The following is a 26361-nucleotide window of genomic DNA, read 5'->3' on the forward strand; positions in this document are numbered from 1 at the left end:
CCGCGGTGCTGGAGCGCCCACGGGCGCTCCAGCGTGCACCAGGATCAGCCGAGCGGCGCCTGCCAGCGGATGACGGCGCCCTGACCCTCCGGGTTCGGCATGAGCTCGAACGTCCCGCCGTGCTGGCGGGCACGCGCCGCGAGGTTGCCCGTGCCCGAGCGGCGCCCGGACACCGAACCGAGGCCCACGCCGTCGTCGGTGACCGTCACGCACACCTCGCCGGGCAGGATCACGCCCGGCAGGGCGTCAGGGCGCGTGCTCGTGACGTCGATGCTCACCTGGACCGACGACGCGTGCGCGTGCCGGGCGGCGTTCGCGAGGCCCTCGCGCACGACCGCGACGACGTCGTCCGCGAGACCGTCGGCCACGAGGTCGTCGATCACGTCCTCGTCGACCTGCAGCCCCTCGGTGTTCTCCGAGCCGATGACGTGGCCGTCGAGCGTGATGACCATCGAGGGCGCGAAGCTCAGGCCCGTGCGAGCGAGCGACGCCTCGCGTCGCAGACGCTCCACGACGCTCGTCGCTGCGTCCGGGTCGCGCAGCGCGTGCACGATCGCGCGGATCTGGCGCACGGTCGAGTCGACGTTGTCGAGCGCCTCCTCGACGATGCTCACGAGCTCGCTCGGGTCGACGCCGCGCGCGGCGCGTCGGCGCACCGTCTCGAGCTGCATGCCGGTCGCGAAGAGCTGCTGGATCGCGAGGTCGTGCAGGTCGCGTGCGATGCGGTCGCGCTCGCCCGCGAGCTCCGCCTCTGCCTGCGCCTGGCGCGCCGACGCGAGGATCATCGCGATCGCGGCCTGACCCGCGAAGGTCTCGGCGGTCGCCAGGTCGGACTCGTCGAACGGCTCAGCACCCGGCTGGCGGAGCAGCACGAGCACGCCCACAGGGTCCTCGACGGTGCCCATCGGCGCGTAGAGCGCGGGGCCGAAGCGCCGCATGACGGGCACACGGATACCCGGCGCGGTCGACAGGTCGAGCAGCGTGCCCCACCCGGACGCGAGCGCCGTCCCCGCGACGCCGTCGGCCGGCACCTCCGTGCCGATGATGTCCTGCGCCGACCAGCCCTCGGCGAACTCGATGAACAACCGGCCGCGCACGCCCGGGAGGATCAGCGCCGCCGTGTCCGCCCCCGAGATGTACCGCGACGTCGAGACGATCTCCTGGAGGACCTCCTCCTCGTCCTTCTCTCCCGACAGAAGCAGCGTCGTCAGCTCCTGGCCCGCGCGCAGCCAGCGCTCACGGCGCGCCGCGAGGTCGTACAGCTGCGCGTTCTCGACCGCGACGCTCGCCGCGGCGGCGAGCGCCATGACGATCCGCGAGTCCTCCTCTGTGAAGCCGCCGGGCTTCTCCGCGAGGTAGAGGTGCCCATAGACGGAGTCCTGGACGCGGATCGCCGCACCGAGGAACTGGTGCATCGGCGGGTGCCCGGGCGGGAAACCCTTGAACGCCGGGTCCTTCATGAGGTCGAACAGGACGAGCGTGCCGCGCGACGGGATCGTCGCGAGAACGCCGTGGTGGCCAGGCGGGTGCTCGAGCTGCGCCGCGGTGCGCTCGTCGACGCCGACCTGGACGAACGTCGTCGACTTGTCGTTCTTGTCGGTGACGTTGATCGCCGCGTAGGGCGCGCCCGTGAGGCGCGAGCACGTCTCGACGAACGTCTGGAGCACGTCGGGCAGCTCGAGGTTGGCCGCGAGGGCCAGGACCGCGTCGAGCAGCTCCTGCTCGGTGCGGCGCGGGTCGGTGAAGCTCATGCGGTGGGGCTCCCGTGCTCCGGGGCGGGCCGCGCGGCGGCCTGCTCGTGGTCGTAGGCCCCACGGTACGCAGGATCGTGGCTCAGGAGGTATTCGTGCGTGCCGCGTCGGGCGACGTGCGCGACGCCGTCGTCACGCCGCTCGAGGACGAGCACCTCGTCGGCGGCTTCGAGCCCGGAGAGGCGGTGCGTTGCGAGGATGACGCCGCGGCCGTCGGCGACGAGCCGGGGAAGGACCTCGGCGAAAAGGGAGCGTGCCGCGTCGTCGTCCATGTGCTCGGCAGGCTCGTCGACCGCGACGAGCGGTGCCCGGGTGAGCAGGGCGCGGGCGAGGAGCAGACGGCGTCGCTCGCCGCCCGAGACCGTGGCCCCGCCGGGGCCGAGGTCGGTGTCGAGACCGTCGGGCAGGCCGGAGAGCCACGTGTCGAGGCCGACGGCCTCGAGCGCCTCTCGCGCCTCGTCGGGGGTGACGTCGCCGCGGGCGACGCGCAGGTTCTCGAGGAGCGTCGTGCGGAAGACGTGCGCGTCCTCGGGGGTGACGGCGACGTCCGCGCGCCGGGTCGTCAGGTCGCCGGCGTGCGGCGGGAGCAGGCCGGCGAGCGTGAGGAGCGTCGTCGTCTTGCCGGCGCCGCTCGGGCCGACGAGCGCGACGAGGCGGCCGGGGGAGAGGTCGACGTCGAGACCGCCGAGGACCGGGGCGTGCCCCGGCCAGCCGGCGGTGACGCCCTTCGCGCGGATGTGGGCGGGGCCGTCGGCCGGTGCCTCGACGGCCGCGTCGAGCGCGTCCGCCGCGGGGGCGTCGGCTGCGCCGTCGAGCAGCTCGAGGACGCGCGCGGCTGCCTCGCGCGACCGCAGCACCTGCACGGCGGCCGCGGGCAGGACGCTCGTCGCCTCGAACATCGCGAGAGGGGAGAGGACGACGACGGCGAGCTCGACGGGCGCGAGGGTGCCGGCGCCGACGGCGGGAATGCCGAGCAGGATCGCGCCGAGCACCGCGACGCCGACGGCGGCGTTCGCGAGCGCTGCGCTCGTCGCGAGCGGTCGCGCGCCGTGGTCGACGGCGTCCGCGAGGTCGTCCTCCGCGGCCTGCAGCCGCGCGAGCTGTGCGGGGAGCTGGCCCGAGACGCGCAGGGCTGCGGAGTCCTCGAGGACGGTGAGCGCGGCGTCGGACATCTCGGCGCGCGCCGCCGCGGACGCGATCTCGGTCGCGCGCGTCGCGCGGGCCGTGAGCCAGGGCGAGAGCACGCCTGCGACGAGGAGGCACACGAGCAGCACGACGGCGGCCGACGGCAGGAACGCCGCGACGAGCGCGACGGACCCGACGCCGAGGACCGCGGCGACGCCCGCGGGCACGAGTGCTCGCACGACGACGTCGCCGACCGCGTCGACGTCCGCGCCGACGCGCGCGAGCAGGTCGCCGCGGCGCAGCGCCGCGACCGCGTCGAGGCGGCCGGCGGCCAGGCGCTCGTACACGGTCGTGCGGAGGTTGGCCATGCCGCGCAGCGCGACCTCGTGCGACGCGAGCCGCTCGAGGTACCGGAACACGCCGCGCGAGATGCCGAACGCGCGCACGGAGACGGTCGCGACCGACAGCGTCAGGACGGGTGGCATCTGCGACGCGCGCGCGATGAGCCATGCCGAGACGGCGGCGAGGGCGATGGCCGAGCCGAGGGCGAGGCTGCCGAGCAGCACGGCGCTGACGACGCGGCGGCGGTCGACGTCGAGCAGCGCGATCGCGCGGCGCAGCACGTCGTCACGGGCGGGTGCGGGCGTGCTCATCGGGTCACCTCCGCGCCGGTGTCGTCGACCGCGTCCGCTGCGGGGTCGAGCGCTCGGGCGCTGACCTCGACGACGTCGTCGGCGAGCTCGACGAGCGCTGCGCGGTGTGCGACGACGAGCACGGCGCGCCCTGCGGCGCGCATCGTGGCGACGGCGTCGAGCACCTGCTGCTCGGACAGCGCGTCGAGGTGGGCGGTCGGCTCGTCGAGGACGACGAGCGGCTTGGCGGTGACGAGGGCGCGCGTGAGGACGACACGCTGGCGCTGGCCGAGGCTCAGACCCACCCCGCCGGTGCCGACGCGCGTGGCCCAGCCCGCGGGGAGAGACTCGACGACGCGGTCGAGGCCGGTGAGGCGGGCGGCGTCGAGCACCTCGGGGGAGGGCGCGTGCTCCGCGGAGGTGTCCTCGGTTGGACCAGTCGTGCCGCGGACGGCGTCGAGGACGGTCCCGGGCGTGAGGACGGCGCGCTGCGGCACCCAGGCGACCTGGCGGTGCCACGCGGCGAGGTCGAGGTCGTCGAGCGAGGTCTCGGACACCTGGCCGCCCGGGTCGGCCGTGCGGACGGCGATGGTCCCGGCGTCGACGGGCTCGAGGCCGAGGAGCGCGAGGACCGCGGTCGACTTCCCGGCCCCGTTGGGGCCGACGAGCGCGACGACGCGACCGGGCGCGACGTCGAGGTCGAGGCTGTCGGGCGCGACGACGTCGCGCCCCGGCGCCCGCACGCTCACACCGGTGAGACGGACGCCTGCGAACGTGCCGCCGTCGAACGGGTCAGCGGCGCCCGGGTGCTCCGGCCGCGCCTCGGGGGACTCGATGACGGCGAATGCGGCGTCGGCGGCCGCGAGGCCGTCGGTCGACGCGTGGAAGTGCAGGCCCACCTGCCGCAGCGGCAGGAACACCTCGGGTGCGAGCACGATGACGACGAGGCCCGTCTGCAGGTCGAAGCCGCCGGAGACGAGGCGCAGGCCGACCGAGACGGCGACGACCGCGACGCACAGCGTCGTCAGCAGCTCGAGGACCATCCCCGACAGGAACGCGACGCGCAGCGTGCCCATCGTCGCGCGGCGGTGCGCGTCGCCGAGCGCGCGGACGCGGGCGGCCGGGCCCTTCTCGCGGCCGAGCGCGCGCAGCGTCGGCAGGCCCGCGACGAGGTCGAGGACCTGAGAGCCGAGCCGCTGCATCGTTGCGAGGCGCCGGTCGGAGACGCCTTGCGTGAGCTGGCCGACGAGGGTCATGAAGATCGGCACGAGCGGGATCGTCGCGAGGATGATCACGCCCGCCACCCAGTCGTGCCACCAGACGACGGCGAGCGTCGCTGGCGTGAGCGTCGCCGCGAGCAGCAGCTGGGGGAGGTAGCGCACGAAGTACGGCTCGAGGTCCTCGAGCCCGCGCGTCGCGAGCGTGACGGTCGCGGGACCTTCGCCGCCCGCGAGCCAGCGCGGCCCGCGCGCGACGGCGGCGGTGACGACCTGGCGGCGCAGGTCGATGATCGTGCGCGTCGCGGCGCGGTGCGCGAACCGCTCCTGCAGGTGCACGACGCCGGCGCGCACCGTGACGACCGCGGCGAGCCACGCGACGAGGTGCCACGCGTCCGCGAGCGGACGCGCGTCCGACACGGCAGGCGCGAGGATCGCGGCGACCAGGATCGCCTGGGCGACGACGAGCCCCGTCGTGGCGACGCCCGTCGCCGCCGTCAGCAGTACGTAGCGTCGGGCGGGACGGGCGTGCCGGAGGAGTCGAGGGTCGAGGGGCTTCACAAGGTCGATCGAATCACGCGGACGTGAGGTCGTCCGTCTTCTTGAGCGACAGACCGATCGGCTCGGGGATGTGGGCGACCGTGATGCGCTTCTTGAACACCCAGTACGTCCAGCTCTGGTAGAGCAGGACGACCGGCACGAGCGCGACGGCGACCCAGGTCATCACGGTGAGCGTGTAGTCCGTCGAGCTCGCGTTGCGGATGTTGAGCGAGTTCGCCGGGTCGATCGCGGGCATGACGTCGGGGTACATCGAGCCGAAGATCAGCACGACGGCCGCGACGATGCCGAGCGCCGAGAAGATGAACGCCCAGCCCTCGCGGTCCTTGGCGACCATGACGACGACGAGCACGAGGCTCACGGCAGCGACGAGGACGGCGGCCCAGGTCCACGCGACCGAGTAGGCGAGCTGCGCCCAGACCGCCCACAGGCCGGCGGCGACGGTCGTGCCGGTCGAGAGCTTCAGGCCGAGGGCGCGAGCGCGGGTGCGGATGTCACCGTCGGTCTTGAGCGCGAGGAACACTGCGCCGTGCGTGAGGAACAGGCCGAGCGTCACGGCACCGCCGAGGAGGGCGAACGGGCTCAGCAGCGAGAAGAACCCGCCGGTGAACGTGTGCGACGCGTCGAGCTCGACGCCGCGGACCAGGTTGGCGAACGCGACGCCCCACAGGATCGCGGGCAGCCACGAGCCCACGATGATGCCGCGGTCGCACCAGGCTGCCCAGCGCGGGTCGGAGATCTTGCCGCGGTACTCGAAGGAGACGCCGCGGACGATGAGCGCGAGCAGGATCAGCAGCAGCGGCAGGTAGAACCCGGAGAAGAGGGTCGCGTACCACTCGGGGAACGCGGCGAACGTCGCGCCGCCTGCCGTGAGCAGCCACACCTCGTTGCCGTCCCAGACGGGCCCGATGGTGTTGATGATCGCGCGGCGGTCCTTGTCCTTGCGGCCGAGGACGGGCAGGAGCATGCCCACGCCAAAGTCGAATCCCTCGAGGACGAGGTAGCCGGCCCACAGGACGGCGATGAGGATGAACCAGAGGACGGGGAGGTCCATGATCGCTTCTTCTCTCGTTTCTCGGTCGGCTCAGTAGGCGAAGGACAGCGGGGCGTCCTCGTCCTTGTCGGGGTTCGCCTCGGGCGACTCGTCGTGGACCTCGGTCGGGACGCCCTCGATCGCGTAGCGGTGCATGAGCTTGCCCCAGACGACGGCGAGGGCGCCGTAGACGAGGGTGAAGGCCACGAGCGAGGTGATGACCGAGCCGGAGCCGACGGCGGTCGAGACGCCGCGCCACGTCATCATCCAGACGCCGTCGACGCCGCTCGGGTTCGGGTTGGGGTACACGACCCAGGGCTGGCGGCCCATCTCGGTGAAGATCCAGCCGAACGCGGAGGCGAGGAACGGCGCCGGGATGGCGACGAGAGCGATGCGCTTGATCCACCTCGAGTCGCTGACGCCGCCCTTGCGGGTGACCCAGAGGCCGCCGAGCGCGAGAGCTGCGGAGAAGATGCCGAAGCCGATCATCAGGCGGAAGGACCAGTAGGTGACCGCGAGGTTCGGGATGTAGCTGAGCTCCTGGTCGGCGGTGCCGTCCGTGGGGGCGTCGACGCCGACGATCTCGGAGTGCTCGCCGCGGGTCGCGCCGAACTTCTGGGTCATCTCGTCCTGGATCTGGATCGTGCCCTTGATCTCGGCGTCGAACGTGTTCGTCGCGAGGAACGAGGTGAGGTTGGGCAGCGCGATGAGGTGGCGGACGCTCTCGCAGTCGCCGTTGAGGTTGCCGATCGTCAGGATCGAGAAGTCGGCGCCCTGCTCCGTGTGGCACAGGCCCTCGGCCGCGGCCATCTTGGCGGGCTGCTGCTCGAACATGAGCTGCGCCTGCCAGTGGCCGGTGAAGGCGACGCCCACACCGGCGACGAGCATGACCCACATGCCCAGGCGCAGGCCCGAGCGGTAGACCGTCTTGGCGAGGGTGACGTTCTCGGCCTTCTTGGAGCGGACGAGGCGGACCATCCACCAGGCGCTGATCGCAGCGACGAACGTGCCGGCCGTGACGAACGCGGCGGTGATCGTGTGCGGGAACGCGGCGAGCACCGTGTTGTTGGTGAGCACGGCCCAGATGTCGACGAGCTCGGCGCGGCCGGTCTCCTCGTTGAAGATCGCACCGACGGGGTGCTGCATCCACGAGTTGGCCGCGAGGATGAAGTACGCGGAGAGGTTGGTCGCGAGGGCGACGGCCCAGATGCACGCGAGGTGGATCTTCTTGGGCAGGCGACCCCACCCGAAGATCCACAGACCGAGGAACGTCGACTCGATGAAGAAGGCGGCGAGCGCCTCCATCGCGAGCGGCGCGCCGAAGACGTCACCGACGAAGCGCGAGTACTCGCTCCAGTTCATGCCGAACTGGAACTCCTGGACGATGCCCGTCACGACACCGATCGCGAAGTTGATGAGCAGCAGCTTGCCGAAGAACTTCGTGAGCTTGAGCCACTTCTCGTCCCCGGTCCTGACCCACGCGGTCTGGAGGCCGGCCACGAGCGGCGACAGGCCGATCGTGAGCGGGACGAAGATGAAGTGGTAGACGGTCGTGATGCCGAACTGCCATCTGCCGAGGTCGAGTACGTCCACTGGTCTTCCTTGGTCCGGTTCCGGTTGCGCAGGCAGCCATGAGGTGACGCGCTGTCGTGTCATGTCGAACCTAGGACCTCGGTACTAGGAGGCCCGGGACCAAGGTCCCGAAATCGTCGGGCTGTGAGCCGCGTCGCTTCCCGGGCGCGACAGGGGTGCTGTGAGATACTTGGCCGAGCGGGGGCCCGTCACACCACGGACCTTCGCGACGAGCTCGCAGCAGGCACCGGTCCACCCGATCGGTTCGCGGGGCGCGGGATCGGCGTGAGTCGCCGTCCTCGACGCCCGTGGACCCGTCGTCGCGGAACGCAGCCGTCGACATCGACGCGCGACCGCCCCGCGTGCGCTGCCGAGCCGTCTCGACGACTTCCGTCGCCGCCCGCGGGTGAGCGACGACCGAGCTTCTCGGGCCCGCCCGGTGTGTGGCGCAGCCTGGGGCAGGAGTACCCGAGTGAACCTCGACAACAGCACCACGAACGCCGAGGGCTCAGCCGAGCCGGTGAAGAAGACGCGTCGCCGCGTCGTGCGGTCGGCAGGAACGCCGACCCCCGTGCAGAGCGAGGCCGTGGCGCCTGTGAGTGTCCCGGCCTCTGCTGCGTCGGAGCCGACGGACGCGCCGCAGGAGAAGGCCCCGCGCACCCGCAAGGCGCGCCCCAAGACCGAGTCGCCCGCCGTCGAGTCGCCGGCTGCCGAGACCCCCGCGGCCGAGGAGAAGCCCGCGCCGAAGCGCCGCACCCGTGCCACCCGGGCGACCGCTCCAGCCGCGACGGCTGAGGCTGCGCCCGAGGCGGCGACTGTTGCTGCACCCACGCCTGCCGCCGACGCCGAGGCGCCCGCGCCGAAGAAGTCCACGCGCAGCCGCCGCGCCACCAAGCCGGCCGCCGAGCCTGCGGAGACGAAGTCCGAGGCACCCGCAGCCGACGAGACGGTTGCGGACGACAGGGCCGCAGAGGACAAGAGCACGGAGAAGGCGGCCCCGCGTCGCCGCTCTGGCCGTGCCAAGGCTGCACCTGCCGAGGCCCCCGAGGCCCCCGCGGCCGAGACGGCGACGGAGGAGCAGGCGGAGAAGCCGGCGCGCCGCTCGCGCCGCGCGACCAAGCCGAGCGCCGTCGAGGCGCCCACCGAGACCACCGCACCCGTCGAGGCTGTCGAAGCCGCGGCCGAGGAGGGCGAGCAGGCGCCGGTCGTCGAGACCCGCCTGCCGATGACCGCTCTCCTCTTCCAGGCTCCGGACCCGACCAAGGGCCGTGCACGCCGCCGCCGGGTCTCCGCGCCCGCGGGCCCGCCCGAGGCGATCGTCCCCGTCCCCGTGGAGGAGGCCGACGACGAGACCGAGGAGGTCGTCGACGCGGCTGCCGAGGTCGAGGCCCCGGAGGACGTCGAGACGCCCGAGGCGCAGGACGACGCGACGCCGCAGGACGAGACCGAGGACGACGAGCCGAGCGACGAGCAGGAGTCCGGCTCCGCCTCGGGCCAGCGCCGTCGTCGCCGCCGGGGCGGCCGGGGCCGTCGCCGCAGCTCCGCGCAGAACGGCGACCAGGCCGAGGGCGACACGGACGCCGAGGCGTCCGACGAGACCGACGCGACCGAGGTCGAGCAGGACGACGAGGGTGACACGGAGAAGACCTCGGGTCGCTCGCGCAACCGCTCGCGTCGGGGTTCGGGCCGCTCTGCCGAGGCGTCCGACGCCGAGAGCGAGTCGGACGACGAGGCTCAGGACCAGGACGAGGACACCTCTGACGAGGCGGGCGAGGACAGCGAGGGCACCGGTTCCTCGAGCCGCCGCCGTCGTCGCCGCCGCCGCACGGCTGGCAGCCGCGAGGGCGAGCCGGCCAGCACCTCGACCGCGACCCGTGCCCGTCGCGGCACCGGGGCCGACGAGGTCACCGCGCTCAAGGGCTCGACGCGCCTCGAGGCGAAGCGCCAGCGTCGCCGCGAGGGCCGCGACGCGGGCCGCCGTCGCCAGATCATCACCGAGGCCGAGTTCCTCGCCCGCCGCGAGTCTGTCGAGCGGTCGATGGTCGTGCGCGAGCGCGACGGCCGCACGCAGATCGCCGTGCTCGAGGACGGCGTGCTCGTCGAGCACTACGTCTCGCAGCAGGAGCAGGCCTCGATGGCCGGCAACGTCTACCTCGGTCGCGTGCAGAACGTGCTGCCGAGCATGGAGGCCGCGTTCATCGACGTCGGCAAGGGCCGCAACGCCGTGCTCTACGCCGGTGAGGTCAACTGGGACGCTGCGGGCCTCGAGGGCCAGCCGCGCCGCATCGAGCAGGCGCTCAAGTCGGGCGACTCGGTCCTCGTGCAGGTCACGAAGGACCCGATCGGCCACAAGGGCGCTCGCCTCACCTCCCAGATCACGCTCGCGGGCCGCTACCTCGTGTACGTCCCCGGCGGCGGCATGACGGGCATCTCCCGCAAGCTCCCCGACACGGAGCGTGCGCGCCTGAAGAAGATCCTCAAGGAGATCGTCCCCGACCACGCAGGCGTCATCGTCCGCACCGCGGCCGAGGGAGCGAGCGAGGAAGAGCTCCGCGCCGACGTCGCCCGCCTGCAGGACCAGTGGGCGAAGATCGAGAAGAAGTCCAAGACCGCATCGGCGCCCGCGCTGCTGCAGGGCGAGCCGGACCTCGCGATCCGCGTCGTGCGCGACATCTTCAACGACGACTTCTCGTCGCTCGTCGTCCAGGGCGACTCCGCTTGGGACGAGATCTCGAGCTATGTCGGCGAGCTCGCTCCCGACCTCGCCGAGCGCGTCACGCGCTGGACGGGGGAGAAGGACGTCTTCGCGTCGCATCGCATCGACGAGCAGCTCGCCAAGGGCATGGACCGCAAGGTCTGGCTCCCGTCCGGCGGCTCGCTCGTGATCGACCGCACCGAGGCGATGACCGTCGTCGACGTCAACACGGGCAAGTTCACCGGCTCCGGTGGCACGCTCGAGGAGACGGTGACGCGCAACAACCTCGAGGCTGCCGAGGAGATCGTCCGCCAGCTCCGCCTGCGGGACATCGGCGGCATCATCGTCATCGACTTCATCGACATGGTCCTCGAGTCGAACCGTGACCTCGTGCTGCGTCGTCTCGTCGAGTGCCTCGGACGCGACCGGACGAAGCACCAGGTCGCGGAGGTGACGTCGCTCGGCCTCGTCCAGATGACGCGCAAGCGTGTCGGCCAGGGCCTCGTCGAGGCCTTCAGCACGACGTGCGAGCACTGCAACGGCCGTGGCTTCATCGTGCACGCCGAGCCGATCGAGAAGGGCAACGGCGGCCAGAACGGTGGCGGCCAGGACCGTCCCGAGGGCGAGTCGAAGCGGTCGCGCCGCAAGCGTGGCGGCGGTGACAAGGACGAGTCCTCGTCGTCGGCCCCCGCGGTGCCGGTCCTCCCCAAGGAGGAGGCGCGCAAGGCGGTCAAGGAGACGCTCGCGACGATCGCCGCCGCTGCGGCGCACGCGCACGAGCACGAGCACGACCACGCGGTCGAGAAGCCGGCTGCCGAGAAGGTGGCCGTCGAGGCTGCTCCGGCGCTGCAGGCCGACGCTGAGCCCGCGCCTGTCGCGGAGGACGCCGTCGAGCCCGCGGCCGAGCCGGTCGTCGCCGAGCCCGTCGCTGCCGAGCCGAAGCGCCGCCGTCGTGCGGCGACGCGTCCGGCTGCCCCGGCCGTCGAGGTCGAGGCGCCGGCGTCCGAGAGTGCAGAGGCGTCGTCGGAGGCCCCGGTCCTCGACGTCCTCGCGGAGCTCGCTTCCGTCCGTCGGGTCCACGCTCCCGAGGTGCCCGCCGCGCCGAGCAGCGACACGATCACGTCGGTCGACGACATCGCGGTCCCCGCGGGCCCGTCGGAGCCGTCGACGACGGCGCCCAAGCGGCGCCGGGCCTCGTCGCGCGGCCGGTCGACGCGCGCCGCCGGCGCACCGAGCAACAGCCCCGACGAGGGCTGAACGAGACGTCGCACCGGGGTCCCGAGGACCCCGGTGTGACGCCTCACACGGGCGGATCGGCGCGTCGCACCTGGTGCGGGAGCCGATCGTCCGAGATGATGGAGGGGCGAGCGACGCCCAGGGCGTCGTGGGGGACCCGAGCAATTTGACCCCCCGCTCCAAGTTCCGTAACCTTGAACGTCGGCGCGTATTGGTTCGCGCCTGTTCCCGTGTGCTCCCGGCCCCGTCCGGTGATGAGCACGCCGAGAAGACCTAGAGAGATGAGCAGCAACGTGGTGTACGCGATCGTCAAGGCTGGTGGCCGCCAGGAGAAGGTCTCTGTTGGTGACGTCGTCGTCGTCGACCGTCTCTCCGGCAAGTCCGGTGAGTCCGTTCAGTTGCCCGCACTCCTCCTTGTGGACGGTGAGAAGGTGACCTCCGACGCTGCGGCTCTGGCCAAGGTGACGGTGACCGCCGAGATCGTTCGGGACGAGAAGGGCCCGAAGATCGACATCCTCAAGTACAAGAACAAGACCGGCTACCGCAAGCGCATCGGCCACCGCCAGGCCCTCACGCGCCTCAAGGTCACCGGCATCAAGTGATCTTCCTCCGGGCCGCGTCTCAGCGGCTCGGGGCACGTCCTATTCGTTCAGCAAGAAGGTAGGTTGCCGTCATGGCACACAAGAAGGGTGCGAGCTCCTCTCGCAACGGTCGTGACTCCAACGCTCAGCGTCTCGGCGTCAAGCGCTTCGGTGGCCAGGTCGTCAAGGCCGGCGAGATCATCGTCCGCCAGCGCGGCACGCACTTCCACCCCGGCGTCAACGTCGGTCGTGGCAAGGACGACACGCTGTTCGCCCTCGAGGCCGGCGCCGTGAAGTTCGGCACCCGTCGCGGCCGCAAGGTCGTCGACATCGAGGCTGCTGCCTGATCGTCAGATCATCTTCGAGAGGGGCGTACCGTACGGTGCGCCCCTCTTGCCTTTTTCACCGCAAGCATTGAGGAACCCCCATGGCCAGCTTTGTCGACCGCGTCGTCCTTCACGCCTTCGGCGGTGACGGCGGCAACGGCTGTGCGTCGATCCGCCGGGAGAAGTTCAAGCCCCTCGCAGGTCCGGACGGCGCCAACGGCGGCGACGGCGGATCGGTCCGCCTCGTCGTCGACCCCCAGGTGACGACGCTGCTCGAGTACCACCACTCGCCGCACCGTCGTGCCGAGAAGGGTGCGATGGGCATGGGGGACTACCGCCAGGGGGCGCACGGCCAGGACCTCGTGCTGCGCGTCCCTGACGGCACCGTCGTCAAGGACCTCGACGGCAACATCCTCGCCGACCTCGTCGGTGACGGTGCCGAGTACACGGTCGCGGCCGGCGGCCGCGGCGGGCTCGGCAACATGTCGCTCGCCTCGGCCAAGCGCAAGGCGCCCGGCTTCGCGCTCCTCGGCGAGCCCGGTGAGGAGGCGGACGTCGTCCTCGAGCTCAAGACGATCGCCGACGTCGCGCTCGTCGGCTACCCGAGCGCGGGCAAGTCCTCGCTCATCGCAGCGATCTCGGCCGCGCGGCCCAAGATCGCGGACTACCCGTTCACGACGCTCGTGCCGAACCTCGGCGTCGTCCAGGCGGGCGACTCGCGCTACACGGTCGCCGACGTCCCCGGGCTCATCCCTGGCGCGAGCGAGGGCAAGGGCCTCGGGCTCGAGTTCCTCCGCCACGTCGAGCGTTGCGCCGTCCTCGTGCACGTCCTCGACTGCGCGACCCTCGAGCCCGGCCGTGACCCGATCTCGGACCTCGACGTCATCGAGGCGGAGCTCGCCGCCTACTCGGCGGACCTCGACATCGACGGTTCGCGCGTCCCGCTCGCCGAGCGTCCGCGCCTCGTCGTGCTCAACAAGATCGACGTTCCCGAGGCGCGCGAGCTCGCCGACTTCGTGACCGCCGAGCTCGAGGGGCGCGGCCTGCGGGTCTTCGAGATCTCCGCCGTCAGCCACGAGGGCCTCAAGCAGCTCACGTACGCGCTCGCCGAGCTCGTCGAGCAGGCGCGCAAGGACGCTCCGGCTCCCGAACCTGCTCGCATCGTCCTGCGTCCCAAGGCCGTCGACGACTCCGGCTTCACCGTCACGCGCGTCGAGGAGAACGGCCAGGAGTACTTCCGCGTCACGGGTTCCAAGCCTGTGCGCTGGGTGCGCCAGACCGACTTCAACAACGACGAGGCCGTCGGTTACCTCGCGGACCGTCTCGCGCGTCTCGGCGTCGAGGAGGCCCTTCTCAAGGCTGGCGCTCGCGCCGGCGCCGAGGTGCTCATCGGCACGGGTGACAACGCGGTCGTGTTCGACTGGGAGCCCACGCTCATGACGGGTGCCGAGCTGCTCACGGGTCCGCGCGGCACCGACCTGCGTCTCGAGGACCACTCTCGTCCGAGCCGCTCCGAGAAGCGCGAGCGCTACCACGACCGCATGGACGCCAAGGCTGAGGCTCGCAGCGAGCTGTGGACCGAGCGCGAGGCAGGCAAGTGGACGGACGCTGCCGAGGACTGACGATCGCCTGACGACGGCGCCGCTGGGAACAGCGGCGCCGTCGTCGCGTCCGGGCAGGGGCACGGGCGTGGGACGCTCTCCGACCATGAGCACCGGTGGTGGACAATGTGGGCGTGGTGAACGACCAGGTGGAGCACGAGAGCCCCGACGTCCAGGGCGGCGACGCGAACGCGTCGAGCGCTGACCAGCCGAGCGCTGATCAGCCGAGCTCTGATCAGCCGAGCTCTGATCAGCAGACCGCGGTGCAGTCGCGCGCCCAGATCGCCGACGCGCGCCGCGTCGTCGTGAAGATCGGCTCGTCGTCGCTCACGCAGGCGGACGGTCACCTCTCCCTCGACGCGCTCGGCGCGCTCGTGGGCGTGCTCGCCGAACGACGTCGGGCCGGTGTCGAGGTCGTCCTCGTGACGTCGGGTGCCGTCGCTGCGGCGCTCCTGCCGCTGGGCCTGACGTCGCGCCCGCGCGACGTCGCGACCCAGCAGGCGGCTGCGTCCGTCGGGCAGGGCCAGCTCATCGCCCGCTACACCGAGGCGTTCGCGTACCACGGCATCCGCGTCGGGCAGATCCTCCTGACAGCTGAGGACACGATCCGTCGGTCGCGCTACCGCAACGCGCAGCGCGCGCTCGAGCGCCTGCTGGCGCTCGGCGTCGTCCCGATCATCAACGAGAACGACGCCGTGACGACGGACGAGCTGCGCTTCGGCGACAACGACCGCCTCGCCGCGCTCGTGTCGCACCTCGTGCGCGCCGACGCGATGGTCCTGCTGACCGACGTCGACGGTCTGTACGACGCCCCGCCGTCGCGTCCCGGCGCTCGGCGCATCGCCGAGGTGCGCTCCGCCGCGGACCTCGCCGGCATCGAGGTCACGGGCCGTGGTTCGGCGGTCGGCACGGGCGGGATGCTCACGAAGCTCGACTCGGTGCGCATGGCGACGAGCTCCGGCATCCCCGTCGTCCTCACGTCCGCGCCGAACGTGCGTCAGGCCCTCGCCGGCGAGGACACGGGCACGTGGTTCTCGCCGTTCGGCAAGCGCGGCTCGGCCCGCGCGATGTGGCTCGCGCACGCGGCGCGCGCTCACGGCGTGCTCACGCTCGACGACGGCGCGGTGCGCGCGGTCGAGGGCGGCAAGGCTTCGCTCCTCGCCGCGGGCGTGACGGCGGTCGCGGGGGAGTTCGGTGCGGGCGAGGTCGTCGAGCTGCACGACGGCGCCGGGCGTGTGGTCGCGCGCGGCGTCGTGTCGTTCGGGTCGAGCGAGCTGCCCGCCCTCCTCGGCCGGACGACCGCCGAGCTGCGCGAGAAGTTCGGCGAGGGTTACGACCGCACGGTCGTGCACCGTGACGACCTCGTCGTCGTGCGACGTCGCCCGAGCAAGGTCTGACGCGCCGATAGCAGGCCCCACCTGCGGCGACGCGCTTCGGCGCGCGTCCGGGCGGTGGACCGCCCCTGCCCAGATCCGCGACCGCGGACTAGGCTCGCCCGCATGAGCGTCGACTCCACCACCCTGTCCGAGAAGGCCGCGACGTCCGACGACGTCACCGAGCAGGTCTTCGACGTCGCCCGCCGCGCGAAGGTCGCCTCGCGCGCCCTCGCGACCGCGCCGCGCGGCGTCAAGGACGCGGCGCTGCACGCGCTCGCCGACGCGCTCGTCGCACAGGCCGACGTGATCGTCGCGGCCAACGCCGATGACGTCGAGCGGGGCCGGACGAACGGCATGACGGCCGGTCTGCTCGACCGCCTCACCCTGACGCCCGAGCGGGTCGGCGCGATCGCCGACGCGCTGCGCGAGCTCGCGGCCCTGCCCGACCCGGTCGGCGAGGTCGTGCGCGGCTCGACCCTCCCCAACGGCCTGCGTCTGCGTCAGCTGCGCGTGCCCATGGGTGTGGTCGGCATGATCTACGAGGCGCGTCCGAACGTCACGGTGGACGCCGCAGGGCTCGCGCTCAAGAGCGGCAACGCGGTCGTGCTGCGTGGTGGCTCGGCTGCCGCGAGCTCGAACGAGGTGATCGTGCGCGTCCTCGGCGAGGCGCTCGAGGAGCAGGGGCTGCCCGCTGACCTGGTGCAGTCGATCGACCGCTTCGGGCGCCCGGGCGGTGTCGCGCTCATGCGTGCGCGGGGCCTCGTCGACGTGCTCGTGCCCCGTGGCGGCGCGGACCTCATCCAGACGGTCGTGCGCGAGTCGATCGTTCCCGTGATCGAGACGGGCGTCGGCAACTGCCACCTGTTCGTCGACGCGAGCGCGGACCGCGACATGGCGCTGCAGATCCTGCTCAACGCGAAGCTGCAGCGCGTCGGCGTGTGCAACGCCGTCGAGACGCTGCTCGTCCACCGCGAGGCGGCGGACTTCCTGCCGGTCGCGCTCAGCGCGCTCGCGTCCGCCGGCGCCGTCGTGCACGGCGACGAGCAGACCGCGTCGCTCGCGCCCACGGGCGTCGAGGTGATCCCTGCGACCGATGTCGACTGGGAGACCGAGTACCTGGCCGCCGAGATCGCGGTGAAGGTGGTCGACGACCTCGACGCGGCGATCGAGCACATCCGCACGTGGAGCTCCGGTCACACCGAGGCGATCGTCACGAAGGACCTCGCGTCCTCGGAGCGTTTCGTCGCGGAGCTCGACTCGGCCGTGGTCAACGTCAACGCCTCCACCCGCTTCACCGACGGTGGGCAGTTCGGCCTCGGCGCCGAGATCGGTATCTCGACGCAGAAGCTCCACGCGCGCGGCCCGATGGGCCTCGCCGAGCTCACGACGACCAAGTGGATCGTCAACGGCGACGGTCAGGTCCGCTCCTGAACCTGCCGGTCAGCGGTGAGCGTGGCGCGTCTTCGCGTGCCGCACGACCCGTGAGAGACTGGTGACTTGCCCCGCCGCGGGACCTTGCCGCAGCGGTCGAACCCCTGATCTACCTTGGAGGATCCGATGGTCGCGGCCACCCTGCTCGCTTCCGAGAGCGCAGTCGTCACCGAGCTCCCGATCGAGCCGAGCGCCTACGGGGTCATCACGTTCGTGGGGTTGGTCTCGCTGCTCCTCGTCACCTTCGCGTTCCGGAGCGTCGGCAAGCGTCACTGACGTAGCGCGACTGTCCGACCTGGATAACTCAGTGAGCATCTCGGGGGAGAGCGGCACGCCGAGGCGCACCCGTCTCGGGGTGATGGGCGGCACCTTCGACCCGATCCACCACGGGCACCTCGTCGCCGCGAGCGAGGTCGCGGCGCGCTTCGACCTCGACGAGGTCGTCTTCGTGCCGACCGGCCGCCCGTCCTTCAAGCAGGACACGACGGTCACGCCGGCCGAGCACCGCTACCTCATGACGGTCGTCGCGACGGCCTCCAACCCGCGCTTCACGGTCAGCCGCGTGGACATCGACCGTGAAGGTCTGACGTACACGATCGACACGCTGCGGGACCTTCGCCGGGAACGTCCACATTCGGACCTCTTCTTCATCACCGGGGCCGACGCGATCGCGCAGATACTGTCGTGGAAGGATGCTCCGGAGCTCTTCGATCTGGCACACTTCGTCGCGGTGACGCGTCCAGGGCACACGATGTCGTTGGAGGGTCTGAACCCGGAGTCGGTGACGGCTGTCGAGGTCCCGGCTCTCGCGATCTCGTCGACCGAGTGCCGTGAGCGCGCAGCGTCCGGTCAGCCGGTCTGGTACCTCGTCCCGGACGGCGTCGTGCAGTACATCAGCAAGCATCGTCTCTACCGGGAATCGATCGATGGCCAGTTCTGAGAACGACCGCGCAGCGGCGCCCCTGACGCGCCGCCAGCTGCGCGAGCGTGCGATGAGCCAGCAGGCCGCGCAAGCCACGGGACCGACGGGCGCTGCCTCGGCAGTGCCGTCGGACACCGTCTCGTCGCAGGACGCGGCGCCGCTCTCGCGGCGCGCGCTGCGCGAGCACTCCCACGACCACGACCCTCACGAGAGTGGCGCACATCCCGCGCGCCCCACGCAGGCCCAGGCCACGCAGGCGGCCCAGCGTCCCACCGCACCGGCCCCGCAGCGCCCGGCCGACCCCGCAGTTCCCGCGCAGCGTCCCGCTCCGGTGCGTCCGCAGCAGGCGCCGCAGACGGCCCCGGCACGGCCGAACGCTGCGCCCGCCTCGGGTGCAACGCCCGCCCCGGGTGTCGCGCCCGCCCCGGGTGTCGCGCCCGTCCCGGGCGCCGCCGGTGCCGCCGTGCAGCGCCCGGCCGCGGCGGCCGCACCCGCGCCGCAGGGCGTGCGCGCTCCGGCCCAGCCGCAGCAGCGCCCGACGCCGTCGGCGTCGCCGCAGCAGCAGTCCCCTCTTCCGCAGCGCCCGGTCGAACCGCCGTCGCGTACCGCGCAGACGGCAGCGCGCGCGCAGGCTGAGCGCGCCGCAGCGCAGGCACGTCCGCAGCAGGCCCCCGTCGTCGCGCCCCCGGCCGTCACGGGCGCGGTGCGCCGCATCGACGAGACCGGACGGCTGACGCCCGCCGTCGCCGTGAACAGCGACGGCGTCCCTGCGGTCGAGCCGGACCGACGCCCCGCGTCGGGCCAGCCCAACCGTGTCGGGGTGCGCGACGCCGTCGCGAAGGCCCAGCAGGGCTCGGCACCCCGCGTCTACCCCGCGGGCACGACGCCGTACCCGGCCGAACCGAACCAGCCGTCGCGCCTCAGCTCGCAGCCCGCGCGGCCGGTCGCGCCACGCACGCCGGCGCCGCACGTCGCTGCCGCGCCCGCTGTCGCGCAGGCGCCCGTCCAGCAGGCGCCGGTCCAGCAGGTGCCCACGCAGCCTGCCGCGTCCCAGCAGACGCAGGCGTGGGCCCCGCCGGCCCAGCCCGCTCCAGGACGGCCGTTCGAGCCAGCGCAGGCCGCGGCGCAGCCCCTTCCCACCGTCGGCTACCCGTCCGCGACGACGCAGCAGCCGCCTGCCTTCCAGCCCGCGACCCAGCCGCAGGACGAGCCCGACGTGACCGTCCCGAGCTGGGACGCCGTCCTGGGCGGGGGAGCCGAGCAGCCCGCCGCCGAGGCGTCGCCCTTCTCGCCGGTCGCGTCGTCCGAGCCGGTCGCGGAGATCGAGGACGAGGAACCCGCGTCGAGCGACTCGTGGCTCGGCTACACACCGTTCCACTACGTCATCCTCGTCGTCATCGGTCTCGTGCTCGGGTTCGTGTGCTGGCAGCTGCTGTCCGGTACGTCCGACGCCGGCACGCCCGCCGCGCAGGCCGTCGTCGCCGCCGTGCAGGGGCTCGCGCCCGGTCTCGCCTGACGGCTGCCGCCCTGCGGCAGGCATACTTGTGGGTACACACCCACGTATCTGAGGAGAACCGTGCCCGCCACCCAGCGCGCCACCGAGCTTGCCATCGTCGCCGCCCGCGCGGCCAGCGACCTGAAGGCCGAGGAGATCATCGCCCTCGACGTCAGCGAGCAGCTCGTCCTGACCGACGTCTTCCTGATCGCCTCGGCGAGCAACGAGCGTCAGGTCGTCGCGATCGTCGACGCCGTCGAGGAGGCGATGCACAAGGCTGGCGCCAAGGCGCTGCGCCGCGAGGGTAAGTCCGAGGCCCGCTGGGTCCTCATCGACTTCGGCGACGTCGTCGTGCACGTCCAGCATTCCGAGGACCGCGTCTACTACGCGCTCGAGCGCCTCTGGAAGGACTGCCCCGTCGTCGAGCTGCCCGCCGACGTGCACGGCACGACGGCTGACGCCGAGCCGACCGACGGCGAGGCTGGCGGCCAGGAGTGACCGCCGGGACGCTCGTGCTCGTGCGCCACGGGCGCACCGAGTACAACGCGGCGCAGCGCCTGCAGGGGCAGGTCGACATCCCGCTCGACGACGTCGGGCGTTGGCAGGCCGAGGTCGGTGCGCAGGCGTTGCTCGCACGCTTCTCGCCGACGGCGATCGTGTCGTCGGACCTGCAGCGCGCCGCGGCGACCGCGCAGTACCTGGGCGACGCCGTCGGCCTCGAGGTCACGTACGACGTACGGCTGCGCGAGCGCAGCTTCGGCGCGTGGGAGGGGCTGACGGCGGACGAGATGGTCGCCGGCTGGCCCGACGAGTACGCGGGCTGGAAGAGCGGCAGCGAGCCGACGTCGATCGGCGCCGAGCGCCGCGGGGACGTGGGGGAGCGGTTTGCCGCTGCTGTCGCGGAGCACGCCGAGGCCCTCGGGCCGAAGGACGTCCTGGCGGTCGTGTCGCACGGCGCCGCGATCTCGATCGCGATCACCGCGCTGCTCGGTATCGACCCCGACACGTGGAAGGGCATCCAGGGGATGCACAACGCGCACTGGTCCGTCCTGCGAGCGTCCGGCCCTGGAGCGACGCCCGCGTGGCGGCTCACGGCGCACAACGTCGGGCCTGACTACCCGGTCGAGCACTGGGTCGCGGGACCCGATTTCGCGATCGAGCGAGGATCGGTCTAAGATTACGGAGTCCCGCTGAGGCGGGGCCGGAACGGTAGTGATCTTCCCGATCGTTGCTGGTCCCGGGGCTGTGGCGCAGCTGGTAGCGCACCTGCATGGCATGCAGGGGGTCAGGGGTTCGAGTCCCCTCAGCTCCACAATTCGAGGTCCGACCCCAGCGGGGTCGGGCCTCGTTTGTCGTTCACCCGGCGGCGACGCCGCAGGCGGGGGACAGGGACGTCGGGCCCGGGACGTGCCGGCCCCGGCTGGCTAGGGTCGTCCCATGGGAGCAGCGGCACTCGCACCGACAGGCACCAGGGCGGCACGCCTGGTCCGGGTCGCTGCCCTGCGCGCCCTCCTCGCAGCCGCGATCGTCGCCGGGCTGCTGTCGATGCACGGCCCGAGCGCGCTCGCGCCTCCCGCGGCCGCAGCACCAGACGGTTCGGCGGCGACCGCGATCACGCACCACGCCCAGCAGAGCCTCGACGCAGCCGTCAGCAGCGGCGCCATCCCGGGCGACCTCAACGACCTGTGTGGCGGGTGCGGAGCGGCCGGTCACGTGACCGTTGCGACGGCTTGCGCGCTCGGACTGCTGCTCGCGCTCGTCGTTCTCGTCGTCCCTCGCGCTCCGACCAGATGGCTGCCTCAGGCCGCACGTGTCGCCCGGCGCACAGGCCCGACGTCGCACGTGCTGCGGCGACCGCCGTCGCTTCACGTCCTCTGCATCAGCCGGACCTGACGCCGCCAGGGGTGCCCGTGCCTCGCCGCCCGCGTCCTGTGAGCCGCAGGCTCGACGTGCCCCATCTCGCCCCTCGACTCCTCGGCGCTCGGTGCCCAGTCCCGAGTCGCTACACCCTTCACAGCTGGAGCTCACCATGCCTTACCTCGCCATGCCCTACGCCGCCACGCCTCGGCGGCGGATCCTCGCCACTGCTGCACTTCTGGCCTCCGGACTCGCCTTCGCGGGCTGCGCCTCGCCCAACCCTTCGCCAGCGCCGTCGTCCACCTCGTCTCCCGCGACGAGCATCCTGTCCGAGCACGGACTCGACGGGCTCGACGCCCGCGCCGTCGTCGACCGGCTCGACGCCATGGCCGTCGCAGATCGTCCCGCTGACCTCATGGCGTCGGTGCGACCAGACGTCCTGATCCTCACCGACGACCAGGACCGCGAGACTCGCCTGCCGATGCCAGAAGACCAGGTGTACGTCTCGGTCGCGCCGTACCGCGACGAGACCCACGACTGCTACTTCCACAGCCTCACGACGTGCCGCGGCGAGATGGCCAACGAGGACGTGCAGGTCGTGCTGACGAGCGCGGACGGCACCGTGGTCCTCGACGAGACGCGCACCACCTACGACAACGGGTTCATGGGCTTCTGGCTGCCTCGGGACTTCTCGGGCGAGCTCGTCGTGAGCCAGGACGGCGTCAGCGGGTCTGCGAAGATCTCCACGACGAGCGTGGAGGACCCGACCTGCGTCACGACCATGCAGCTCACCTGAGATCTCAGGACGGCCCTGCGCCTGGAGCGCGCCCTGCGGGGACGCGCTCCACGGCGCTGGGCGCGCGCAGCGCCTGGGGGATCTCCGCGACCGCGTCGACCCTGGCGAGCAGGTCGTCGACGGCAGACGCGGGAGCTGGGCTGTCGACGTCGACCGTGTAACGGATCCCTTCCGACCGCCACGTCTCCTCGGAGAGACGGCCGACAGCCCCTGACCTGCACCCCCTCGACGGGGACGTCGAGCGCGGCTGCTTCCCGGTACACGTCGTTGAGGACGCACCCCGCAGGGGCGAGCACCCAGAGATGCCCACCCGTGAACTGAGCCTCGACCGTGACGCCCTCGCTCGTCCAGCGGTGCGGGAAGCGCACGGCCGTCCCGGACGGGCTGCGCAGCGTCCCGGCGCCGACGACCACCTCAAAATCGACCATGGTGACACCGTGCGGCCCGCTGCGCGAGACCGACAGGGTGGTTCAGCGTGCCCACCCCGACGACGGTGGGCAGTGCCGGGCTTCGCTCGGCAGCCCGGTTCGCCCTTCGGCGCGACGGGATCTTCGGCACAATGGCGACGTGACGACCGCGGCTCCGACCCCGACCGACTATCTCCGTGCCAACGCCTGGGTCGAGTCCGACCACCCCGACGTGGTCAGGCTCGGCACCGAGCTGCGCGCCGAGCACCCGGACGACGTCGACTTCGCGCGCGCGTCGTTCGAGTGGGTGCGTGACGAGGTCGCGCACTCGTACGACGTGCAGGACCCGCGGGTGACGCTCTCCGCCACCGCCGTCCTGCGCGAGCGGGTAGGGCTCTGCTACGCGAAGTCGGTCCTGTATGCCGCCGTGCTGCGCAGCCAGGGCGTCCCAGCGGCTCTCGGCTATCAGCGCCTCAGGTCGTCGAGCGCCGGGTTCGTGCTCCACGGGCTCGTGTCGGTGCACCTCGACGGCGCATGGCACCGGCAGGACCCGCGAGGGAACAAGCCGGGCGTCGGCGCGCAGTTCTCGATCGGCACCGAGAGCCTCGTCTACCGCGTCGACGAGAGCCTGGGGGAACGGGACTACCGGACGCTCTACGACGAGCCCGCACCCGAAGTCGTCGCGGCGCTCACCGGCACCTCCGACCTGCTCGTGTGCCAGCTCCCCGCGGAGCTGGCGCAGCCGTAGGGGGCCGCCGCTGCGCCCATGGCCCCGGACCGCCGATATCGTCGGACGCATGGCGAGCCGACGAGCACCCGTCCACTTCGAGCTCTACGCCGAGGGCCCCTACCTCCACAGGACCAGAGCAGACCTCGCCCCCGGCAACCCGACGCGCTCCTACCGCAGCACCGCCCCCGTCCGGGTGATCGGGGAGATCGACGACTGGCAGGGGCACCCGCCCGAGCAGGTTGAGACGATGCTCGCGAACCTTCGACGCCTGCGCGAGGCCGGCGCGGCCCCGATCATCGACTGAGGAGGCGAGCGTGTCCCGCACCGTCGACCTCGCCTACCCGTTCACCGGGCGGTGGCTCGTGCAGAACAGCCCCGCCGATCGCGTGCCCAGCCATGGCACGACGCTCTTCGCGTCGTCGCGGGCGATCGACTTCGTGCCTGTCGGCGCACGTGATCGCACGGCACCGTTCACCCTCCGGTCAGCCGTTTTGCCCGAGCCGCCTGACGCATTCCCCGGGTTCGGACGTGAGGTGCTGGCTCCGCTCGACGGGGAGGTCGTCGCAGCCGAGAACGACGAGCGAGACCACCCCGCCTACCGCGGGCTGCCGTCGATCGGGTATGCCCTGACGCAGCGACGTCGGGTGCGCCGCGGCTGGCGCGCGCTCGCGGGGAACCACGTGCTCGTCGCAGGCGAGGGCGTCGTCGTCGCGCTGTGCCACCTCGCGCACGGCAGCCTGCGCGTGCAGGTGGGGCAGCAGGTGAGGGCAGGCGACGTCCTCGGGAGGTGCGGGAGCACGGGGAACTCCACCGAGCCGCACCTCCACGTGCAGGCCGTCGTCCGGGTCGACGTCGCCCGCGCCTCCGCCGTGCCGGTCACCTTCCGAGGGGTGATTCCCCGCAACGGGGAGATCGTCGACGCAGGCTGACGCTCTGGACTGCGCCCCTGGGACCGTCGGCCCGGACGGTCCCCAGGAACCGCCCTAGCTCCCGAGGATCGGGAAGCAGACGTCCGTGACCCACGCGCTCGGGTCGGGATCCTGCGACGGGCTCACGCGGTAGATGTTGAACATCGGTCCCGTCCGGAGCTGGTGCTCGGCGAGATGCGCACCGATGGCGCCGGTGACCACCGGCATCTGCGAGTAGTCGCCGACGAGCGTGGCCGTGACGATCTCCTGGGCCGGCTGGTGGCGGCAGGAGAGCGGCGCCACGGGTGCGAACGGCGCTGTGACCTGCATCCAGACCTCGACGTCGACGTCCGACTCGCGGTACTCCGGGTCGTGGAACGTGGCGCCTGAGATGCCGTCCGGCGCGAGCTCTGCGTCTGACTGCGTCGCGAGCGGTACGAGGTCCTGCCAGAGCAGGCCCTCGTCGCCGTAGCCGGGCAGCGTCCTGCGGAGGCTGGCGAACGTCATCTCGGGAAGGTGCGCGACGGTCACGTCGATCGTGCTCATGATGGTCTGTCCTCTCAGTGCGGTGCTGACACGATCCAGGGCGGCGAGCTTGCCGCGGAGGTCCTCACGCTGCTGCGAGAGGACAACGCGCTGCGCGCTGAGCGCAGCATCGATCCTGGAAGGATCGGTCGACCCGAGGAGCTGAGCGATCGTCGCGACCGGGAAGCCCGCGTCGCGCAGCTGGGCCGCCAGCTGAGCGGTGGCGAGCTGTTCCGGTCGGTAGAACCGATGACCCGAGAGAGGGTCGACCCAGGCCGGGGCGATCACCCCGTGCTCCTGGTAGTGGCGCAGCATCCGCACGCTGATCCTCGACAACGTCGAGAACGTGCCGATCCGCAGCAACCTGTCGTGATCCATGCCCTCACTGCACACCCTGACACCATGGCAGAAGCAAGCCTGGCGCGGCACCGCGCACGCGCCGCCGCCGCCCGGTGCACCAGACTGGTGCTGGACCGACCACCACCGAGGACGGAGCCCCACCATGAGCACACCGGAGACCGTGGACGACGGCGCGCCGACGGGCGCGCGCGACGTCGTCGTCCTGCAGCGCCTCGAGAACGGCGCGATCGCCGCCATGATCGTCGTCGCGCTCGTCGCGCTCGACCTGCCCGCATGGTGGCTCGCCGCGTCGTTCCTGCTCTTCGATCTCTCGATGGTCGGATACGCGCGCAGCCCGCGCCTCGGCGCGGTCACCTACAACGTCGTGCACAACTACACGGGCCCCGCTGCCGCACTCGCCGGCTACTTCCTCGCCGGGGACGCGCGACCCGACTGGCTCGTCGTTCTCGCCGCCTGCTGGGCGTTCCACGTCTCCGTCGACCGGGCGCTCGGGTTCGGGCTCAAGCTCCACGGGTTCGCGCACACGCACCTCGGCAGCCTCCAGGCTGCAGAGAAGGACGCTGCCTGACGTCATGACGCGCCCCACCCGTGGTCGGCGCTCTCCCCGGATGCCGTCTGCGCAGGTCATGCCTACGTTGGAAAGGAAGCGACCCGACCCGTAGGAGGACGCATGACTGCTCAGGACGTCACGACCGTCGCCCACCTGAACCTCGAGAGGTACCTCGGGCTCTGGTACGAGATCGGGCGGCTCCCGCTCAAGTACGAGGAAGACGGGGCGCGCGACGTCACCGCCGAGTACTCGCTCGACGAGGACGGTTCGATCCGAGTCGACAACAGGTGCATCGGCGAGGACGGCAAGCCCACGCAGGCGCTCGGCCGTGCCAAGCCCGTCGACGACGCCGACCCCACTCGTCTGACCGTCTCCTTCCTGCCGAAGTACCTACGCTGGATCCCCTTCACGGAGGGCGACTACTGGGTCCTCAAGCTGGACGAGGGCTACACGGCGGCGCTCGTCGGCACGCCCGACCGCTCCAACCTCTGGCTGCTCGCCCGGGCCCCGCACATCGACGCGTGCACCGAGCAGGACTACCTCGACGAGGCACGTCGCCAGGGCTTCGACCTGACCGACTGGATCCGCCCGGATCAGTCCGGCAGCCGCGTCACAGACGACATGATCGACGACTGACTCCGCGCGCGGGGCCCCGTCGCTAGGCTGCAGGTCGAGCA

Annotated in this window: 24 protein-coding genes and 1 tRNA gene; 19 read left to right on the forward strand and 6 right to left on the reverse strand. The window is 72.2% G+C overall.

The genetic code is table 11. The features are described 5' to 3' along the window. Positions 1–44: 44 nt before the first annotated feature. The 5 genes from ATL41_RS12715 to ATL41_RS12735 are packed head-to-tail and all read right to left on the reverse strand — an operon-like array spanning position 45 to position 7909. Entirely contained in the window at positions 45–1751 is a 1707-nt protein-coding gene (locus tag ATL41_RS12715) for a GAF domain-containing protein (RefSeq protein ID WP_098458795.1), read from the reverse strand. Next, positions 1748–3529, reverse strand: a complete 1782-nt coding sequence (cydC, locus tag ATL41_RS12720) for a thiol reductant ABC exporter subunit CydC (RefSeq protein WP_098458796.1) — start codon at positions 3527–3529, stop codon at positions 1748–1750. The genes ATL41_RS12715 and cydC overlap by 4 nt, the downstream gene beginning before the upstream one ends. After that, positions 3526–5286 (reverse strand): thiol reductant ABC exporter subunit CydD, encoded by a 1761-nt coding sequence (cydD, locus tag ATL41_RS12725; protein WP_098458797.1) that lies wholly within the window; start codon positions 5284–5286, stop codon positions 3526–3528. The genes cydC and cydD overlap by 4 nt, the downstream gene beginning before the upstream one ends. Positions 5287–5299: 13 nt before the next feature. Beyond that, positions 5300–6337 carry a cytochrome d ubiquinol oxidase subunit II gene (gene cydB / locus ATL41_RS12730; RefSeq protein ID WP_098458798.1) on the reverse strand — a complete coding sequence of 346 codons (1038 nt, stop codon included), beginning with the start codon at positions 6335–6337 and terminating at the stop codon, positions 5300–5302. 30 nt (positions 6338–6367) lie between these two features. After that, the gene (locus tag ATL41_RS12735) at positions 6368–7909 is read right to left on the reverse strand and encodes a cytochrome ubiquinol oxidase subunit I (RefSeq protein ID WP_098458799.1); all 1542 of its coding nucleotides are present in this window, start codon (positions 7907–7909) and stop codon (positions 6368–6370) included. 451 nt (positions 7910–8360) lie between these two features. Between ATL41_RS12735 and ATL41_RS12740 the strand changes: the two genes are divergently transcribed. The 17 genes from ATL41_RS12740 to ATL41_RS12820 all read left to right on the forward strand — a co-directional run bounded on the left by ATL41_RS12740 (position 8361) and on the right by ATL41_RS12820 (position 24270). Further along, the gene (locus tag ATL41_RS12740) at positions 8361–11840 is read left to right on the forward strand and encodes a ribonuclease E/G (protein WP_169924568.1); all 3480 of its coding nucleotides are present in this window, start codon (positions 8361–8363) and stop codon (positions 11838–11840) included. Positions 11841–12112: 272 nt separating this feature from the next. Next, on the forward strand, positions 12113–12421 hold the full coding sequence (rplU, locus tag ATL41_RS12745) for a 50S ribosomal protein L21 (RefSeq protein ID WP_219810427.1): 309 nt from the start codon (positions 12113–12115) through the stop codon (positions 12419–12421). A 71-nt stretch (positions 12422–12492) separates the two neighbouring features. After that, on the forward strand, positions 12493–12747 hold the full coding sequence (gene rpmA / locus ATL41_RS12750) for a 50S ribosomal protein L27 (RefSeq protein WP_098458801.1): 255 nt from the start codon (positions 12493–12495) through the stop codon (positions 12745–12747). Between the two features lie 80 nt (positions 12748–12827). Continuing rightward, the gene (gene obgE / locus ATL41_RS12755; RefSeq protein ID WP_098458802.1) at positions 12828–14348 is read left to right on the forward strand and encodes a GTPase ObgE; all 1521 of its coding nucleotides are present in this window, start codon (positions 12828–12830) and stop codon (positions 14346–14348) included. 242 nt (positions 14349–14590) lie between these two features. Further along, a complete protein-coding gene (gene proB, locus ATL41_RS12760; RefSeq protein ID WP_098459110.1) occupies positions 14591–15724 on the forward strand; it encodes a glutamate 5-kinase in 1134 nt (377 codons plus the stop codon). A gap of 102 nt (positions 15725–15826) precedes the next feature. After that, positions 15827–17134 carry a glutamate-5-semialdehyde dehydrogenase gene (locus tag ATL41_RS12765; protein WP_098458803.1) on the forward strand — a complete coding sequence of 436 codons (1308 nt, stop codon included), beginning with the start codon at positions 15827–15829 and terminating at the stop codon, positions 17132–17134. A gap of 126 nt (positions 17135–17260) precedes the next feature. Then, positions 17261–17410, forward strand: coding sequence for a hypothetical protein (locus ATL41_RS13225; RefSeq protein ID WP_169924569.1), 150 nt, complete (start codon positions 17261–17263; stop codon positions 17408–17410). A 37-nt stretch (positions 17411–17447) separates the two neighbouring features. Beyond that, positions 17448–18074, forward strand: coding sequence for a nicotinate-nucleotide adenylyltransferase (gene nadD / locus ATL41_RS12770; protein ID WP_098459111.1), 627 nt, complete (start codon positions 17448–17450; stop codon positions 18072–18074). Beyond that, complete coding sequence (locus ATL41_RS12775; protein WP_098458804.1) at positions 18061–19572, forward strand: hypothetical protein; 1512 nt, start codon at positions 18061–18063, stop codon at positions 19570–19572. The genes nadD and ATL41_RS12775 overlap by 14 nt, the downstream gene beginning before the upstream one ends. 60 nt (positions 19573–19632) lie before the next feature. Further along, positions 19633–20049 (forward strand): ribosome silencing factor, encoded by a 417-nt coding sequence (gene rsfS / locus ATL41_RS12780; RefSeq protein WP_098458805.1) that lies wholly within the window; start codon positions 19633–19635, stop codon positions 20047–20049. Then, positions 20046–20726: a histidine phosphatase family protein gene (locus ATL41_RS12785; protein ID WP_098458806.1), complete on the forward strand. Its 681-nt coding sequence runs from the start codon at positions 20046–20048 to the stop codon at positions 20724–20726. Before rsfS ends, ATL41_RS12785 begins: the two co-directional genes overlap by 4 nt. 64 nt (positions 20727–20790) lie before the next feature. Continuing rightward, positions 20791–20863, forward strand: a tRNA-Ala gene (locus ATL41_RS12790). A 125-nt stretch (positions 20864–20988) separates the two neighbouring features. Beyond that, entirely contained in the window at positions 20989–21444 is a 456-nt protein-coding gene (locus ATL41_RS12795) for a DUF6153 family protein (RefSeq protein ID WP_098458807.1), read from the forward strand. 136 nt (positions 21445–21580) lie between these two features. After that, complete coding sequence (locus ATL41_RS12800) at positions 21581–22204, forward strand: CueP family metal-binding protein (protein ID WP_245854843.1); 624 nt, start codon at positions 21581–21583, stop codon at positions 22202–22204. A 567-nt stretch (positions 22205–22771) separates the two neighbouring features. Continuing rightward, complete coding sequence (locus tag ATL41_RS12810; RefSeq protein WP_245854844.1) at positions 22772–23359, forward strand: transglutaminase-like domain-containing protein; 588 nt, start codon at positions 22772–22774, stop codon at positions 23357–23359. A 49-nt stretch (positions 23360–23408) separates the two neighbouring features. Continuing rightward, the gene (locus ATL41_RS12815; RefSeq protein WP_098458809.1) at positions 23409–23645 is read left to right on the forward strand and encodes an NAD(+)--rifampin ADP-ribosyltransferase; all 237 of its coding nucleotides are present in this window, start codon (positions 23409–23411) and stop codon (positions 23643–23645) included. A gap of 10 nt (positions 23646–23655) precedes the next feature. Then, positions 23656–24270: a M23 family metallopeptidase gene (locus tag ATL41_RS12820; RefSeq protein ID WP_098458810.1), complete on the forward strand. Its 615-nt coding sequence runs from the start codon at positions 23656–23658 to the stop codon at positions 24268–24270. A 54-nt stretch (positions 24271–24324) separates the two neighbouring features. Here the strand turns inward: ATL41_RS12820 and ATL41_RS12825 are convergent, their stop codons facing one another. Next, positions 24325–25152 (reverse strand): MerR family transcriptional regulator, encoded by an 828-nt coding sequence (locus ATL41_RS12825; RefSeq protein WP_098458811.1) that lies wholly within the window; start codon positions 25150–25152, stop codon positions 24325–24327. A 124-nt stretch (positions 25153–25276) separates the two neighbouring features. Here ATL41_RS12825 and ATL41_RS12830 point away from each other — a divergent pair, with 124 nt between their 5' ends. Both ATL41_RS12830 and ATL41_RS12835 read left to right on the forward strand, forming a co-directional pair. After that, on the forward strand, positions 25277–25702 hold the full coding sequence (locus tag ATL41_RS12830; RefSeq protein WP_098458812.1) for a DUF4260 domain-containing protein: 426 nt from the start codon (positions 25277–25279) through the stop codon (positions 25700–25702). A gap of 102 nt (positions 25703–25804) precedes the next feature. After that, positions 25805–26320: a lipocalin family protein gene (locus ATL41_RS12835; RefSeq protein WP_098458813.1), complete on the forward strand. Its 516-nt coding sequence runs from the start codon at positions 25805–25807 to the stop codon at positions 26318–26320. The last annotated feature ends 41 nt before the right edge of the window (positions 26321–26361 follow it).

This window comes from Flavimobilis soli, from assembly GCF_002564025.1.
Taxonomy (GTDB): Bacteria; Actinomycetota; Actinomycetes; order Actinomycetales; family Cellulomonadaceae; genus Flavimobilis; species Flavimobilis soli.